The sequence below is a fragment of the Hymenobacter psychrotolerans DSM 18569 genome (assembly GCF_900142395.1).
Taxonomy (GTDB): Bacteria; Bacteroidota; Bacteroidia; order Cytophagales; family Hymenobacteraceae; genus Hymenobacter; species Hymenobacter psychrotolerans.
In genome coordinates, this window is the sequence record NZ_FRAS01000036.1 from 15,047 (window position 1) to 30,849 (window position 15,803).

Below are 15,803 nucleotides of genomic sequence, written 5' to 3' on the forward strand. Positions count from 1 at the left end.
GCTGGCCGTAGGTGGGTGTTAGTCGATGCCGCGCAGGTGGCGGTGCACCTGCTTCACCAGCCGCCGGTTCAACTGGATGAGCAGCTTGCGGCAGCGGCGGCTGATTTCGAGCTCCTCGGCCGTTACGGGCGCCAGCTCCACGGCATCCTGCAGCACCGCAACAGCCTGATTCTGATAGCCCTGGTTCAAGTATATCCGGGCCAGATCATAGGCATACTCGATGCGGGCCGGCTCCAGTTCATGCGCCCTGGTGAGAGCCTCAATGGCCGCTTTGGTGCTGGCCCCGGAGGGCATTCCGCCCAGAAATATCCGGCTGAACACCCTCTCCAGAATGTTGTAGTGATGCACGCGGTAGTGCCAACGCCCCAGCAGCTGCCAGGCCGGTGCGAAGCCCGGCCGCTGCGCCACGGCTTTGAATACGTAGGGCTTCATTTCCTTATAAGACAGCAGCCGGCTGCGGGCCGTAAGCAGCGTGGCCTGATTGGCCAGCGCCAGGGCTTCGGCATAGTTGCCCTCTGCGCCCTCGGGCCGTACTACCAGCGCCCGGCTGGCGTAGAGGCGGGCGGCCGAGAAGTAGGCCATCTTCCGGGTTTCATCGGTGTAGCGGGCGCCAATCCGGACGCTGAGCACAGCCGCCCGCCACAGGGCCTCGTAGGTGGCCGGGGCCTGGACAAGGGCCTGCTCATATTTGCCCAGCGCCTCCGATTCCTTGTACTTGTCCTGCAGCTCCTGCCCTTCCTGCAGCAACCGGGCTACCTGCGCCGTGGTGGCGCTTTCGACGGCAGCCGGTTTCTTGGGCGCGGCTTTGGGCTTGCGCCATTGCGCCTCGGCTGGCAGCGCCAGCAGGCAGGCTCCCAACAGTATCAGCAATAACAAACGACCCACGGGCACTACCATGCAAACAACAAGCGCAGACTGAGCCGCAAAACTGCAGTTTTTATCCGGATGCCCCATACCCAAACGGGTTTCGGGCTGCCAACAGGCAAGCGTGCCGCAAGTTCACGAAAAAGCCCCGCAACTGGCTGGTGCGGGGCTTTTCTGCAGGCTAAAACAGCTTCAGCTGCGACTTTCGCGTTTTCAGAACTTCCTGGGCCTGGGCTATATCGGCGGCGGAAATATCGACGGGGCCGGCGAGGTCGGGCAGCGGAGCGGCCGGCGCTTCAGCGGCTGGGCGCGGAATAGTGGCCGGGCCTGCCTTCTTTTTGGCCTCCCGCCGCTGTGGCTCGGGGCCTTCGTCGGTGAGCAGCGTCACGGCGTGTACCCGGAAGTAGTTGAGTTTGTTGCCCATGGCCTTCCACCCTTTCACGTCAATGAACTCGTGCAGCCGGATTTTTTCGGTTTCCTTGTCGGCTTTTTTGTCGCGCTGCAGCTTCACTTCCACTTCCGGTTCCGGGTTGGCCGTCACGGCCAGCAGCTTCGAGCCTTTGGTTTCCGAGATGAAGCCGAACCGCTTGGAAGCCGTGCTGGTCTCGATTTTGAACCGCTTCACGTAGTGCACTTTCGATTCGCCTTCCACATACACCGCGCTGATGACCGTGTCGGGCTCCAGCTTGCGCAGCAGCACCATATTGGCCATTTCGAAGTGCAGCGACAGTTCCGGCGGGGTTAGCTCGTAGCTGCCGTCCTTGTACACGGCCAGCAGCATGTCGTCGGTGTCGAAGGTGCCGAGGTAGCGGCCGTGCCCGGCATGGTTGAGGCGGCCCACCACGCTGTCGAAGAACACTTCCCGCCCGCCCAGCGTGCTGTCGCCCAGGCTTTTCTGGGTTATCTTCTTAATGGGCTGCTTCGTGACGATGTTGCCCATCGAGCCTTTGCCTTTGATGGCCAGCTCGGCAAAATCGAAGTCGAACTGCTTCACGCGGGCCGGGGCCTTGTCCGAGAGCTGCACGCTCACCACCTCCGACTCGGAGTTGGGGTTGGCCGTAAGGTAGAGCGTTTTGGTGCCCTTGGTGCCTTTGGTCAGGTCGTAGGCTTTGTCGCGGGTGATGCCCGTCACCAGGAAACGCTTGGCGAAGCTGATGCCCGACGCCCCGTCCTGATACACCATGTTGTAGACCAGCCGGTCGTCGTTCTTGTTGTAGACGCCGGCGTGCAGAATATCCTTGCCCACGAAGGTTTTCTCGGCAATCCGGGTCACCACAAACGTGCCGTCGCGCTTGATGGCAATGATGTCGTCGAGGTCGGAACAGTCGCAGAGGTATTCCACGCTTTCGTCCTTTTTGAGGCCGTAGCCCACAAAACCGTCGCGGCGGTTCACGTAGAGCTTCTGGTTGGCCACGGCCACTTTCTGGGCCGTCACCACGTCGAAAGTGCGCAGCTGGGTTTTCCGGTCGCGGCTGGCGCCGTACTTTTTCAGCAGGCCCTCAAAATAGTTGATGGCGTAGCGCGTGAGGTTCGCCAGATGGTCGGCCACTTCGGCCAGCTCGGTTTCCAGGCGCTGGATGTACTCGTCGGCCTTAAACCCGTCGTACTTGCTGATGCGCTTGATGCGGATTTCGGTGAGGCGCGTGAGGTCGTCTTCTGTGATGGCGCGGCGCAGTACAATGCGCGTGTCATTCGCCTTGGGCTTCTCCCCTTCGATGCGCACAAACTTCTTCAGGCCGGCATCAATGGTCTGCAGAATTTCTTCCCACGTCTCGCACTCCTCAATTTTGCGGTAGATACGGTTTTCGATGAAAATCTTTTCCAGCGAAGCCGAATGCCACTTTTCCTGCAGCTCCTCCTGCCGGATTTCCAGCTCGCGCTCCAGCAGGCGCACCGTTTTCTGGGTGCTGAGGCGCAGCATGTCCTCCACGCCCACAAAGCGCGGCTTGTCCTCGATGATGACGCAGGTATTGGGCGAGATGCTGATTTCGCAGTCGGTGAAGGCGTACAGCGCGTCCATCGTCAGGTCGGGGCTCACGCCGGTGGGCAGGTGCACCTGTATTTCGACTTCGGCCGCCGTGTTGTCCACGACTTTCTTGATCTTGATTTTGTTGGCTTCCGAGGCCTTCACGATGCTTTCCATCAGCGCCGTGGTGGTGGTGCCGTAGGGAATGTCGCGGATGATGAGCATGGTCCTGTCGGCCTTCTCGATGGTGGCGCGCAGCCGGATTTTACCGCCGCGCAGCCCGCCATTGTAGTTGCTCACGTCGCAGAGGCCGCCGGTCGGGAAATCCGGAAACAGCTGCACTTCGCGGCCCCGCAGCACATCAATGGAGGCTTTGCACAGCTCCCGGAAGTTGTGGGGCATGATCTTGGTGCTCAGGCCCACGGCAATGCCTTCCACGCCCTGCGCCAGCAGCAGCGGAAACTTCACGGGCAGCGTCGTCGGCTCGCGCTTGCGGCCGTCGTAGCTCATCTGCCACTCCGTAATGTCGGGGTTGAACACCACGTCCAGCGCGAACTTGCTCAGGCGCGCCTCGATGTAGCGCGGCGCGGCCGCGCCGTCGCCGGTCCGGATGTCGCCCCAGTTGCCCTGGGTTTCAATCAGCAGGTCCTTCTGGCCCAGGTTCACCATGGCATCCCCGATGCTGGCGTCGCCGTGGGGGTGGTACTGCATGGTTTGCCCGATGACGTTGGCCACTTTGTTGAAGCGGCCATCGTCCATTTCCTTCATGGCGTGCAGAATGCGGCGCTGCACCGGTTTGAGGCCGTCCTCAATGGCCGGCACGGCGCGCTCCAGAATCACGTAGCTGGCGTAGTCCAGAAACCAGTTCTGGTACATGCCGTTCACGGTGGCCACGTCGTGGATGGTTTCGCCGGGCGCGAACTTCGGCTCTTCCTCTGCGGCTTCCTCGACATCCGGCTCCTCGCCGGAGGCTTCGGCCGCGGCCATTTCGCCGAGCAGCGTCACGGTTTCTTCATCGGAGTCGGTGGGGAGGCCGGCCGGACCGGCTACCGCCGCCAGCTCGGCGGGAGCAGCCCCGAACTCAACGGTGTCGCCGGCCGTGAACAGGTCGGCGGCTTCAACTGAATCGGGGGTGTGAGGGTTGTTCTCTTCTGACACGATGGGGGGTGGCGCTTGCCACGCTTATTGTTCTTGTACCTCTCCCCGGCGCTGGCAGCCAGCCCGGAGGAAAACTTAAAATTACGCCAAATCTTCCTCCGCTACTTCCGCCACCGGCAGCACATCGGAGGTAACGAGGTCTTTCTCCTGCCGCAGGTTGTCGATGATGAATTCCTGACGGGCCGGCGTGTTCTTGCCCATGTAGTAAGTCAGCACCTGCTGAATGCTGCGGTCCGACTGCAGAATAACGGGTTCGAGCTTGATGTTGTCGCCGATAAACTTGCCGAACTCGTCGGGGCTGATTTCGCCGAGGCCTTTGAAGCGCGTGACTTCGGGGTTGCGGCCCAGCTGGCGCATGGCGGCCTGCTTTTCCTGCTCGTTGTAGCAATAGATGGTCGTCTTCTTGTTGCGGACGCGGAACAGCGGCGTTTCCAGAATGAACACGTGGCCGTTGCGCACCAGGTCGGGGAAGAACTGCAGGAAAAAGGTGAGCAGCAGCAGCCGGATGTGCATGCCATCCACGTCGGCATCGGTGGCAATGACCACGCGGTTGTAGCGCAAGCCTTCGATGCCTTCCTCGATGTTGAGGGCGTGCTGGAGCAGGTTCAGCTCCTCGTTTTCGTACACAATCTTCTTTTTCAGCCCGAAGCAGTTCAGGGGCTTGCCGCGCAGGCTGAACACAGCTTCCGTCTCCACGTTGCGGCTCTTGGTGATGGAGCCCGACGCCGAGTCGCCCTCCGTGATGAAGAGCGTGGTCAGGGCCTCATTTTCCTGCTTGCCTTCGCCGAGGTGGAAGCGGCAGTCGCGGAGCTTGCGGTTGTGCAGGTTGGCTTTTTTGGCGCGCTGGTTGGCCAGTTTTTTTACGCCGGCCATATCCTTCCGTTCCCGCTCGCTCTGCTCAATGCGCTTTTTGAGGGCTTCGGCCGTAGCCGGGTTTTTGTGCAGGAAGTTGTCCAGCGACTCCTTCACGAAGTCCAGAATAAAACCGCGCACCGTGGGGCCGTCGGGGCCCATGTTCATGGAGCCGAGCTTGGTTTTGGTCTGGCTTTCGAACACCGGCTCCTGCACCCGCACCGAAATGGCACCGATGATGGAGCCCCGGATGTCGGCCGCGTCGTACTCTTTCTTGTAGAATTCGCGCACGGTTTTCACCACCGCTTCGCGGAAAGCGGCCAGGTGCGTGCCGCCCTGCGTGGTGTACTGCCCGTTCACGAACGAGTAGTATTCCTCGCCGTAATCGTTGCCGTGGGTCAGGGCCAGCTCAATGTCCTCGCCTTTGAGGTGAATGACCGGGTAGCGCAGGCTCTCGGGGTCGGCTTTGCGGGCCAGCAGGTCGGCGAGGCCGTTTTCGGAGTAGTATTTCTGGCCGTTGAAGTTGATGGTCAGGCCGGCGTTCAGATAGACGTAGTTCCAGATCTGATTTTCCAGGTACTCCGGGATGAAGCGGTAGTTGCGGAAAATCGTGTCGTCGGGCTGAAACGTCATCAGCGTGCCGTTGCGCTGGCTGGTTTTCACCGGCTTTGGGTCGTTGGTGAGAATGCCCTGGGAAAACTCAGCTGCCTTCATCAGCCCGTCGCGGACGCTCTGCACCAGAAAGTAATTGCTGAGTGCATTAACCGCTTTAGTACCGACCCCGTTTAATCCCACAGACTTCTGAAAAACCTTGGAATCGTACTTGCCGCCCGTATTGATTTTGCTGACTACATCCACCACTTTGCCCAGCGGAATGCCCCGGCCATAGTCGCGCACCTGCACCCGGTGGTCGGAGATTTTGATTTCGATGGTGCGGCCGTGGCCCATTACGTGCTCGTCAATCGAGTTGTCGATGACTTCCTTCACCAACACATAAATGCCATCATCGTACGCTGAACCATCGCCGAGCTTGCCGATGTACATGCCGGGCCGCAACCGGATATGCTCGCGCCAGTCGAGGGAGCGGATGCTGTCTTCGGTGTAGCCGTGGGTGGCAACGGATATCTGTTCTTCAGCCATCAGAAAATCGGGATTCAAATTCGAGGTAAAATAACGCAGAAAATTGGCCTTTTCCGCGCCGCCTTTCGCTAGTAAAGTTAGCAAAAATCCTTCTTTCAACCCAAGCCAGCGGCGGTTTGTTCCGCGCTAATCCGGCAACCTGTTTTGCCTAAACCAGTTTCCCTTCTCTTCTCTCTCCCAATTTTATTAGCAACATGCTTACTCCCGCTGCCCAACACCATCTGCCGCCATCGGGGCACAAACCCAATCCGGTGGTCAGGCAGACACCCATTATCCAGTTTGCCTTCTTTCTGCTGGGGGCAGTGCTGCTGGTCTACTCCCTGAAGGTGCTCGATGATATCCTGCTGCCGCTGTTGTTTTCGGCGGTCTTCACCTTGCTGCTGCTGCCCATCTGCCGGTGGCTGGAGCTACGGGGGCTGCCCCGGGTGCTGGCCATCATTCTGTGCCTGCTGCTGGTGCTGGCCATTTTCGCGGGCGTTATCCTGGGGTTTGGCTCGCAGCTGGCGCAGTTCAAAAGCGAGCTACCCAAGCTGCAGACCAAGATGATGGACTTTTTCAACCAGGCGCAGGAATGGGCCCACGTGAAGTTCGGCTACAAGCCCATGAGCATCGACGACCTGAAGGAAACGACGGTGAAGACGCTGAAAAAATCCGGAGGCTCCTACCTGGGCACCACCCTCAACACCACCACGGCTGTGCTCAGCAACCTGGCGCAGGTGCTCATTTACATCTTCTGCTTGCTGCTCTACCGCGACCACCTGCGGCAGTTCATGTTCCGGTTTGTGGCGCCCGACAAGCGCACGGCCGTGCTGCACACCGTCGACAGTATTCAGACGGTTGTACAGGCCTACATTTCGGGGCTGTTTAAGGTGATTGTGATTGTGGCCGTGCTGAACGGTATCGGGCTGCTGGCGCTGGGTGTGAAGTTTGCCATCTTCTTCGCCATTTTCGCCTCGGTGTTGGCCATTATTCCCTACATCGGCATCATGATTGGAGCTACTGTGCCGGCCATCATTACGCTGGTGGAAACCGGCTCCCCGGTGCAGGCGGCGCTGGTTGTCGGGGTATTTGTGGTGGTGCAGTTTCTGGAAGGCAACTTCATCACGCCCATGATAACCGGCTCGCAGGTCAGTATCAACCCGCTGGCCGCTATTCTGGCCCTGATTCTGGGTGCCGAGCTGTGGGGCACGCCGGGCATGATTCTGAGCATTCCGCTGATGGCCGTGGCCAAAGTAGTGCTGGATGCCAACAAGGCCACCGAGCCCTGGGGTTTCCTGCTCGGCGACACGGCCGAGGGCGAGGATTCTACCAAGCCCGAAACTACCCAGCCCAATGCCTTCCAGAAGCTCTGGCGACGAATGCTGAACAAGGAATAGCGCTACATAAACCGGTTAAGCCAGCGTTTCTGCTTACAAATTGAGGGTGTAGGTGTCTGTGGTTTCGGCCGTAGCTCCGAAGCCCTCTTTTTGATTCAGCAAGCCATAGTTCACCTCACCCCGCACGGTAGAAATACCAAACGAAAACCGTTGGAACGGCCCTTGCTTCACGCGCAGCAACTCGGCCAGAATGGCATCCACGGCGCCGGTCTGCTTCCCCAATGGGCTGCCGGCAATGTACTGCGCATGCACAAACCCCTGGCGCACATCCTGAAACACGAGGACCCCGGCCACCACTTCTGCCTCTACGCGGGCCACCCACAGCTCCAGGCCCCCCGGGTTCCGGCTGTGCAGATTCCTGATTTCGGCCAGAGTGTGTACCGGCTGGCGTCCGTGTGCGTGCTGCAGATTGTCTGCAAGAATCTGCCAGAAAGCGGCAAAATCCGAAAGAGCGGCCGTAGGTTCCACCGCTACGCCGTTTCTGCGCGCCTTGCGCAGGTTGCCACGCCGCCACGTCCCGATGCGGAACGGCTGCGTCAGGTCGATGACGGAATTCAACTCCCGCGCACTGAGCCGTGCATCCTGCTGGTACAGCCAGAACGGCAGCACGTCGGATGGACGGCGGCAGAAGACGCGCGGTACGGGCTTGAGCAGCAGCTGCCGGAATCCGGCTGCCCGCCACGCATGACGCAGCAACTCCAGCCAGGCTTCTATTTCCGTGTATTTCGGTAGTCCAACCGTCACCAGGCCCCCGTAAGGCAGACCGGGGTGCGCTACCAGTGTATGGGGTGCATCTGTAGCAGAGGCAGTGGCGGCCACAAAAACTGCGACGAGCTCCGTGCCCTGCCACACCAGCCACGACCGATCCTGAAACCGGTCCTGATGATAAGTGAGAAAGGAGCGCTGAAACAGAAACGGGCCGTTGTCGGAGGCGGCTATCAGCGCATCCCAAGCCGCTTCGTGCGCTACAGTATAGGGCTCTACTCGTACTGGCTGGTTGCGGCGGCTCATGCGGCCAATGGAAGGGCTAATGCCCGCAACGCGGCATAGTTGAGGATACAACAGGCCTCAGCATGCGGCCGCAACGCCATAGTAGGCAGGACGCCCTGCTTATCCAAACCCGTAGTATACCAGCTACTCAGGCGGCCACTGTCATTGTCATTTACCAACTCCTGCTGTAGCCCAGTGGCGGTCGTAGTATAAGTCCAGCAGGCCCGCACTACGGGGAAGGAAAGCTGGCCGGGCTCCAGGGCCATGGTGACACCGGTATGTGCCTCGCCAGTACGTGGAAGCACCAGATACGGGGCAGACGGGTTTTCAATGGACACCAGAAACATAAAATAGTGAGTACGACAGCCCAGCTCGCAAGCCGGCAGGGCTGTCAAAAGTAGCGGTTCTCGGGTTGCCGGCCAACCTTCCGGCGCTATCCGCTGGCAGCCGGTGGCGCTCGGGCAAGCCAGAATTTTGTTTGCGGCCCTTACAACTCCCAGCCGCTCCGGCAAGTATAGACTTCAGCTACGCCGCCTTTTCCCGGCAGGCCCGGCACATAGTTCCTCCTTTCTAACTCAACGCACATCATCATGGCAGCTATTACCAGCGAAACCGCCCGCGCTTACAACGACCTGGTCGAAATCAACAAAACGGCCGCAAAAGGCTATCAGGAAGCCGCTGAAGAAGTTTCCAGCGCTGATCTGAAATCGAAGCTGAGCCAGATGAGCCAGCAGCGGGCCCAGTTTGCCGCCGACCTCACCCAGCACGCCCGCCAGCTGGGCATCAATCCGGAGCACGAAAGCACGGTTGAAGCTACGATAGCCGATGCCGCCGCCGCCGTGCACCGGGGCTGGATCAATATCAAATCGGCCATTACGGGCCAGAACGACTCGGCTATTCTGGGCGAGTGCGAAAACGGCGACGCCGTGGCGCTGCAATCCTACGAAACGGCGCTGAAGTCGCAGGAGCTGCCGGCCGAGGCCCGCTCCGTAATTCAGCAGCAGCACGGCTCCATCCTGTCCGACAAGAACTGGATAACCCAGCAGAAAGCCACCCGCTAAGCAACTCCTGCTTCTCCATCTGAAAAAGCCTGCCCCAAGCGGGCTTTTTTGTGCGCCCGCCAAACGGTGCTGCCCTTGGCGGCGGGCCGTTGCAACCTCTCGTGATGTATCTTTGTTACCAATTGCATTAGCATTGTTTATTACCTGATACCGCGCCGCTTTTGTACGCCATCATTGACCTTGAGACTACCGGGGGCCAGCCCGCACAGGACCGCATTACGGAAATAGCCATCTTTATTCACGATGGCGAAAAAGTAGTGGACCAGTTTGATACGCTGATTAACCCGGGGCGCTCCATTCCTTTTTTCATCACCCAGCTCACCGGCATCAATGATGAGATGGTGCGCGATGCGCCCAAATTTCATGAGGTAGCGCGCAAAGTGGTAGAAATGACGGAAGGCTGCGTGTTTGTGGCCCACAACGTACGCTTCGACTATTCCTTCCTGAAGAAAGAGTTCGGCGACCTGGGCTACAACTATTCGCGCAAAACGCTGTGCACGGTGCGCCTGAGCCGCTCGCTGATGCCGGGCCAGCCCAGCTACAGCCTGGGCAAGCTGTGCCAGAACATCGGGATTCCGCTGCAGGGCCGCCACCGCGCGGCCGGCGACGCGGCGGCCACCGCCATTCTGTTCGACCGGCTGCTGAAAATCAGCCAGCAGGAAGAGGCCCTCACGAAGCCCGGCCTCTCCCCTGCCGACACGCTGGCCGCCGTGGATGCCAACGCCCCAGCCGGCCGCAGGCCCGTTCCTCAGGCCACAGCTGGCGCGGTGGCTACCAAGCAGCCGTCGGCCCGCAAGGTAAAGGCGGTGCAGGAAGCCATCCGGACGGCGCTGCTGCCGCCCAACATCACGCCTGAGAAAGTGGCTTCCCTGCCCCACGAGGCCGGAGTATACTACTTCCACGACGAGCAGGGCGAGGTGATATATGTAGGCAAGAGCATCAATATTTACAAGCGCATTCAGCAGCATTTCGCCGTCGATTATAAGTCGCGCAAGAGCATCGAGTTCAAGAACTCTATTTCGGATATTACCTGGGAACTGACCGGCTCGGAGCTGGTGGCGCTGCTGTATGAGTCGCACGAAATCAAGCGCCTGAAGCCGCTCTACAACCGCAAGCTGCGCCGCTCGGTGTTTCCGGCCGGCATCTTTCTGCGCACCGATGAGCAGGGCTACAAGCACCTCTACTACGGCCGCGCCGACGACCACGCCGAGTCGCACCCGCTGATTGCACTGGGCAACCAGTTCAAAGCCAAGGGCTTCCTGTTTCACAAGGTTTCCAAGTTCAACCTCTGCCAGAAGCTCTGTGACCTGTACAAAACCCAAGGCGCGTGTTTCGACTATCAGGTGCACCGGTGCAAAGGCGCGTGCCTGGGCCTGGAGCCCCCCGAAGAGTACAATAAGCGCGTGGAAGAGGCCATCGAGTCGTTCACGTATGAGCACGGCACGTTTGTGGTGCTGGGCCAGGGCCGCCGGGCCGATGAGAAAACCGTGGTACTGGTTGAAAATGGCCGGTACATGGGCTTCGGCTACGTAGACACCGAGTCGTTTTCGGCGCGGCGGCTGGCTGATTTCCGGGACGTTATTACGCGCTACAACGACAATAAAGACGCTCAGCAGATTATCCGGCAATATCTGCGCACCAAGCACAAAGACAAAGTCAAGGTTTTTAATCAGTAGCCTCGCTTGTCAGTTCTGCAGCACCCTGCCCACCGGCGGGGTGCTTTTTTGTGCCGGGTATGGATTGCCCGACAAATCTTTCTTTACAATTCTCAATGTGCTATATTCAATTCGTGGCTTGCCGGCCCTCCTGTTCCGCTCCTGTTCTGCCTGCCTATGAAAACGCTCTTCACGTCTTCGTATCTGCTTATGCATCATGATGGATTTGGACACACGCTGGAACTGGAGTGGCTGGATTTTGCCAATAGTGCAGATTTGCGCACCGGCATGGAGGAAGGTCTGCGCCTGGCAGAGCTCTACCAGGTTCGGGCCTGGATTGGCAACCTGCGTGGCATGCGCGTCATCCGGCCCATCGACCAGAAATGGCTCAACAACGACTGGTTTCCGTGCTTCGCAGCGCTCAACATCACGCAAATGGCTATTGTGGAGTCGGAGGATGTGTTGAACCGCCAGGGCGTGACGCAGGTGATGCATCGGGCCGGAAGTATGGCCCCGCTCAGTACCGCCTATTTTCCCACAATTGAGGCAGCCCGAAGCTGGATTCGCAACACCTCCTTTGTATTGCAGCCCTGATGCTGCTCCGCTCAGCACCGGCCGGGCGGAAGGCCGTGGGACGTAGGCTAGTGGTATCTGCCCTGCTCCCTATATTTCTGCTGCTTCATCTTCCCTGCCTGCCCTTGTAAACCCGCTTCGGCCTGCCCCGGATGAACAAGCTCATTTACCCAGCGCATGAGTCGCTGTATTTTCATAACCGCCTTGCCCACGTAGTGGAACTGCCTGGCCGCTATGTGCGGGTGGAGTGGCTGGTGGCTCCCATGTTCAGCCCGGATCTGCGCCAGGTGTACGAGCAGACGCTGCTGCTGCTCAAGGAGGCGCGCCTGCACAAGGTTCTGACCGACCACCAGCTCCTGCCCGCCATCATGCCCCGCGACCGGGAGTGGCTGGTGCACGACTGGGTGCCGAGAGCTGTGCGGGAAGCGCAGTACCGCTGCTGCGCAATCGTGGGTTCACAGGACATGTACGCTCGTCTGGCCGCTACGCACCTGGGCCGGCAGGCACACAGGCACATGGGGCTGCAGATAGCCCATTTCAGTGATTGTGCCGCCGCCGCGCACTGGCTGGAAACCACCGACGCCTAGGCCGGCCATGAGCACGCCCGGCAGGGCGGCTGTTAGAAAAGACGGTGGCGCAGCAGCCAGCCAGCGGCATCAAATTCGTCGGCTTCGGGGCGGTACTTTTCAGTTTTCACGCTTTTGGGCACGGCAATTACGTTTCCGTCGCCGCTGTTGAATACCGTGGTGCGGGTATGCGTGGCGGCAGTCGGCCCCACCACCACATCCTGGCCGGCACCATCATACACGCCCACCGTGATGCTGGATGGCGGCAGCGCACGGAACTCGAACACGTCGTTGCCGCCCAGCCCGAACAGCTTGAGCGAGTTGGTTTCGTTGGGCCGGAAGGTGCGCTGCCCGAGCAGACTGTCGGGGCGGGCGGTTCCTATTGCGTAGACGCAGAGCCGGAGTTGCTGTGGCGCCGGCGAGTCCAGCACAAACCGCTCGGGCGCATCGGTGCCGGGCACCTCTACGTGGCGGGCCAGCAGCGTGTAAAACTTGTCGGCTACGGCCGGCAGCTGGTGGCGGCGCTGGCTGAGCTTGCGTTGGAACTCCTCGCCAGCCAGCGCATATACCTCCCTGGGCCACACGCTCAGCGCCTCCCGAATCACGGCGTCGGTCAGCTGCTGCTGCACCGAGTCGGCAACCTGGCGGAAATCCTCCCGGCTCAGGTAAACCAGCAACGACTTGTCCATGGGCCGGGCGGCCCGGTTCAGCCCTTCCACGTCTGAAAGGCGGATTTTCTCGTCGAACGTCTGATAATTCGGTTTCAGCCAGCCAATTATGTGCGTAAACACGCCGTCGTTAAACTTGAAAAAGGCGTGGTCCCGGTCGCGCGGGATAGGCCGATACTGCACGCGCCCGCCCGGCTGCCCGAAGCTGGCCCAGCGCCACTGGTCTTCGCGGCGGCTCCAGTCGCCGAGCCACATATCAAACAGGCGGGCGCGCAGGTAGCGGCGCGCATCTACGTGGTGCCGGGGGCTGGCCATCAGGTTGGTAAACACCTTGCGGGAGCTTTCCACCAGCGCCGAGTTGCCGAAGCTGGTCACCCCGCTTTGGTCGCCTTCGGGCCGCTCTTCCAGCAGATACAGCGCATTGGCAAAGCTTTGGCGGTACTCGCCCAGGGCCGGGTCGTCGCCGATGTACACGAGCCGCGGATTGGTATGGTAGACGCCAGCCGCGCGGGCCAGCAGCGGCACGATGTAGGCGCCGTACGGGTGTATCACGCTGGTCTGGTCTTTCATCAGGCGCCCTACGGGGCCGTCCTGCAGGCCTTCCGGCAGTGCCTTGGTTGCATCCTTGTCCACGGAGCGGAGCACGTACTGGATTCCATTCTTGTCAACGAGGCGCAGGTTTTTGGTCTGGAACGAGCCACCTTCCCGGATGGGCGTGAGGCCGCCGGGTACCACCGTACGCAGGTTCAGCACAGGCACCGTAACGGGCAGCGCCCACAGGTCGCGGTAATGCTTGCCCCAGAAAAACGTGTGCAGCCCCGACCGTTTGTAGTGCGGGCCGGCAGCCAGCAGCACCGTTGAGTCGGAAAGAATCTGGACGGCCGGCGCTACCGGCGGCGCGGCCGGCGAAGAGCAGGCATGGCACAACAACCCGACACAAAGGCCCCCGGACAGCAGGCTCCGGAGTGGTAGAGGAATACGAGACACGCGGCAAAGCAATTAGCGGCCGCCGGGCTGGCGGCCTATCTTATACCGTAAACACAGCAGCAGGGGTTGGCTGCCCCCCCCGAACAATCGGCCGCGACGCGCATTGGGCATCCCGGCCGGGCTGCGCTAACAACTCCGCCGTATCTGCGTTACATAGCCCACCAGCCGCGCTTACTGCCCCGCATGATCCTTCGTTATTCTCTCCCCTTTTGCCTGTTACTGACGGCGGGCTGTGCCCGCCAGAAGTTCTTTCAGCCCGATGCCCGCCCCGAGCCCACCGCTCTGGCTGCCCGCCCCGACAGCGTGGTCGTCACGGCCGGCCGGCATTACCGCCGTGGCCCTATTGGCCGTTTTTTGCTGGGCCAGCACCACCGCACGGCCTGGGCCCAACCAGTTACGCTGCCCGTGCTTGATGCCGCCACTACCGTGCCCGGCGGGCTGAGGGCCGGCAAAATCGGGGGCGGGTTTCAAACCATCAGCATGACGGTGGTGGGTGCCGATGGCCGCAGCTATGCCCTGCGCTCCATTGATAAGGACCCGTACCGCACACTGCCCAAAGTCCTGCGCCACACCTTCGTGCTGAATCTGGTGCGCGACGCCACGGCCGCCGGCCACCCGTATGGGGCCTTTGTGGTACCGCCCTTGGCCGAGGCGGCCGGTGTGCGCCACACCAAGCCGCGGGCCTACTACGTGCGGCCCGATGAAACCGGCTTCGGGGAAGCTTCGGCCCGGTATCATGGGCGCGTGGTGCTGCTGGAAGAAAAGCTGGAAGGCAAGCAGAACATAGCCGGCCGCCTGCCCGGCGCCACCGACCTGGATGAGAGCGACACTATGTTGGAAGCCCGCTACAAGTCACCCAAAAACACGGTGCACGAAGCTGCTTTTCTGCGCGCCCGGCTGCTGGACCTCTGGCTCGGCGACTGGGACCGGCACGAAGGGCAATGGACGTGGGCGGCGTATCCGCAAGCGCAGGGCCAGACCCGCTGGGAACCGATTCCGCAGGACCGGGACCAGGTTTTTTTCCGCTTTGATGATGGCGTGCTGTCGTGGCTGGTGAGCAAGGTGGTGCCGAAGTTCCGGACGTTCGGGCCGCGCTACGAAAGCATTGAGGGCTACACCCGCAACTCCCGCTACATCGATGCGCACGTACTGACCGAGCTGGACCGCCGCACCTACCTGGCCACCGCCCGCGACCTGCAGCGCCGCCTCTCCGACTCTGTGATTACCAGCGCAGTGCGGCAGGGGCTGCCGCAGGCCGTGTTTCGCCAGGAAGGCCCCAGAATGATTGCGGCGCTGCAGGCCCGCCGTGACGCGCTGCCCAAAGCCGCCGCCGACTACTACCGCCTCCGCGCCCGCACGGTGCTGGTGGCCGGCACCGATGCCGACGAGCGGTTTGTGGTGGAGCGCCTCAACGACACGGCCACGGTAGTATCGGTGTATGAGCTGAAGCCTTCTGCCAAGCGGCCCGACTCGCTGCTGTACCGCCGCGTCTTTCATCCGGCCGAAACCCGCACCGTGCAGCTGCACGGCCTGCAGGGCGACGACGAGTTTGAGCTGCGCGGCTCGGTGCGGCGCAGTCCGTTCATTGCTATCTACGGCGGGCCGCACGAAGACAAAGTGCGCGATGAGTCGCGCGTGGCGGGCCTGCGCCGCCGCACCCGCTTCTACGACACCAGCCGCAACAACGACGTCGGGCCGGCCCCCGAGCTGAAAGACAAAACCAGCCACGGCGTCGGAAGCCACGCCTTCGACCGGGACGGCTCCGGCCGATAAATCAGCCAATAAGAAATGGGCCGCTCTGCTTCGCATAAGTGAAGCAGAGCGGCCCATTTCTTATTGGCTGAATTCTTACTTAACCCAAGTTGCGGTCTATGCGCCTAGTTGAGCGAGGGTGTGGGTGAAGATGAACAGCAGCAGTTTGAGGGCGAATCCCTGCGCTGTCACGGC

The 15,803-nt window shown here is 60.9% G+C and carries 11 protein-coding genes; 6 read left to right on the top strand and 5 right to left on the bottom strand.

All coding sequences use genetic code 11. From position 1 onward, the window contains the following. Window positions 1-18: 18 nt before the first annotated feature. The 3 genes from BUE15_RS19865 to BUE15_RS19875 all read right to left on the bottom strand — a co-directional run bounded on the left by BUE15_RS19865 (window position 19) and on the right by BUE15_RS19875 (window position 5,980). Entirely contained in the window at window positions 19-885 is an 867-nt protein-coding gene (locus tag BUE15_RS19865; protein WP_170865325.1) for a tetratricopeptide repeat protein, read from the bottom strand. 160 nt (window positions 886-1,045) lie between these two features. After that, window positions 1,046-3,817: a DNA gyrase/topoisomerase IV subunit A gene (locus tag BUE15_RS19870; RefSeq protein ID WP_073288838.1), complete on the bottom strand. Its 2,772-nt coding sequence runs from the start codon at window positions 3,815-3,817 to the stop codon at window positions 1,046-1,048. Window positions 3,818-4,069: 252 nt separating this feature from the next. After that, window positions 4,070-5,980, bottom strand: a complete 1,911-nt coding sequence (locus tag BUE15_RS19875; RefSeq protein ID WP_073288840.1) for a DNA topoisomerase IV subunit B — start codon at window positions 5,978-5,980, stop codon at window positions 4,070-4,072. A 194-nt stretch (window positions 5,981-6,174) separates the two neighbouring features. On the opposite strand from BUE15_RS19875, the gene BUE15_RS19880 reads away from it, so the two are divergent. Then, window positions 6,175-7,356, top strand: a complete 1,182-nt coding sequence (locus tag BUE15_RS19880) for an AI-2E family transporter (protein ID WP_084549211.1) — start codon at window positions 6,175-6,177, stop codon at window positions 7,354-7,356. A gap of 33 nt (window positions 7,357-7,389) precedes the next feature. Here the strand turns inward: BUE15_RS19880 and BUE15_RS19885 are convergent, their stop codons facing one another. After that, window positions 7,390-8,367, bottom strand: coding sequence for a GNAT family N-acetyltransferase (locus BUE15_RS19885; RefSeq protein WP_073288819.1), 978 nt, complete (start codon window positions 8,365-8,367; stop codon window positions 7,390-7,392). Between the two features lie 569 nt (window positions 8,368-8,936). On the opposite strand from BUE15_RS19885, the gene BUE15_RS19895 reads away from it, so the two are divergent. The 4 genes from BUE15_RS19895 to BUE15_RS19910 all read left to right on the top strand — a co-directional run bounded on the left by BUE15_RS19895 (window position 8,937) and on the right by BUE15_RS19910 (window position 12,222). Beyond that, window positions 8,937-9,407 carry a ferritin-like domain-containing protein gene (locus tag BUE15_RS19895; RefSeq protein ID WP_073288822.1) on the top strand — a complete coding sequence of 157 codons (471 nt, stop codon included), beginning with the start codon at window positions 8,937-8,939 and terminating at the stop codon, window positions 9,405-9,407. 161 nt (window positions 9,408-9,568) lie between these two features. After that, entirely contained in the window at window positions 9,569-11,083 is a 1,515-nt protein-coding gene (locus BUE15_RS19900; RefSeq protein ID WP_073288824.1) for an exonuclease domain-containing protein, read from the top strand. A gap of 156 nt (window positions 11,084-11,239) precedes the next feature. Further along, entirely contained in the window at window positions 11,240-11,656 is a 417-nt protein-coding gene (locus BUE15_RS19905; protein ID WP_073288826.1) for a hypothetical protein, read from the top strand. A 131-nt stretch (window positions 11,657-11,787) separates the two neighbouring features. Next, window positions 11,788-12,222: a hypothetical protein gene (locus BUE15_RS19910; RefSeq protein WP_073288828.1), complete on the top strand. Its 435-nt coding sequence runs from the start codon at window positions 11,788-11,790 to the stop codon at window positions 12,220-12,222. A gap of 32 nt (window positions 12,223-12,254) precedes the next feature. Here the strand turns inward: BUE15_RS19910 and BUE15_RS19915 are convergent, their stop codons facing one another. Further along, window positions 12,255-13,856, bottom strand: a complete 1,602-nt coding sequence (locus BUE15_RS19915) for a hypothetical protein (RefSeq protein WP_139252459.1) — start codon at window positions 13,854-13,856, stop codon at window positions 12,255-12,257. Window positions 13,857-14,039: 183 nt separating this feature from the next. Between BUE15_RS19915 and BUE15_RS19920 the strand changes: the two genes are divergently transcribed. Further along, window positions 14,040-15,629 carry a hypothetical protein gene (locus tag BUE15_RS19920; RefSeq protein WP_073288832.1) on the top strand — a complete coding sequence of 530 codons (1,590 nt, stop codon included), beginning with the start codon at window positions 14,040-14,042 and terminating at the stop codon, window positions 15,627-15,629. The last annotated feature ends 174 nt before the right edge of the window (window positions 15,630-15,803 follow it).

Coding starts and splice junctions, on each gene's coding strand:
- BUE15_RS19885 (WP_073288819.1), bottom strand. CDS start 8,367: ATGAGCCGCCGCAACCAGCCAGTACGAGTAGAGCCCTATACTGTAGCG.
- BUE15_RS19880 (WP_084549211.1), top strand. CDS start 6,175: ATGCTTACTCCCGCTGCCCAACACCATCTGCCGCCATCGGGGCACAAA.
- BUE15_RS19870 (WP_073288838.1), bottom strand. CDS start 3,817: ATGGCCGCGGCCGAAGCCTCCGGCGAGGAGCCGGATGTCGAGGAAGCC.
- BUE15_RS19905 (WP_073288826.1), top strand. CDS start 11,240: ATGAAAACGCTCTTCACGTCTTCGTATCTGCTTATGCATCATGATGGA.
- BUE15_RS19895 (WP_073288822.1), top strand. CDS start 8,937: ATGGCAGCTATTACCAGCGAAACCGCCCGCGCTTACAACGACCTGGTC.
- BUE15_RS19920 (WP_073288832.1), top strand. CDS start 14,040: ATGATCCTTCGTTATTCTCTCCCCTTTTGCCTGTTACTGACGGCGGGC.
- BUE15_RS19910 (WP_073288828.1), top strand. CDS start 11,788: ATGAACAAGCTCATTTACCCAGCGCATGAGTCGCTGTATTTTCATAAC.
- BUE15_RS19875 (WP_073288840.1), bottom strand. CDS start 5,980: ATGGCTGAAGAACAGATATCCGTTGCCACCCACGGCTACACCGAAGAC.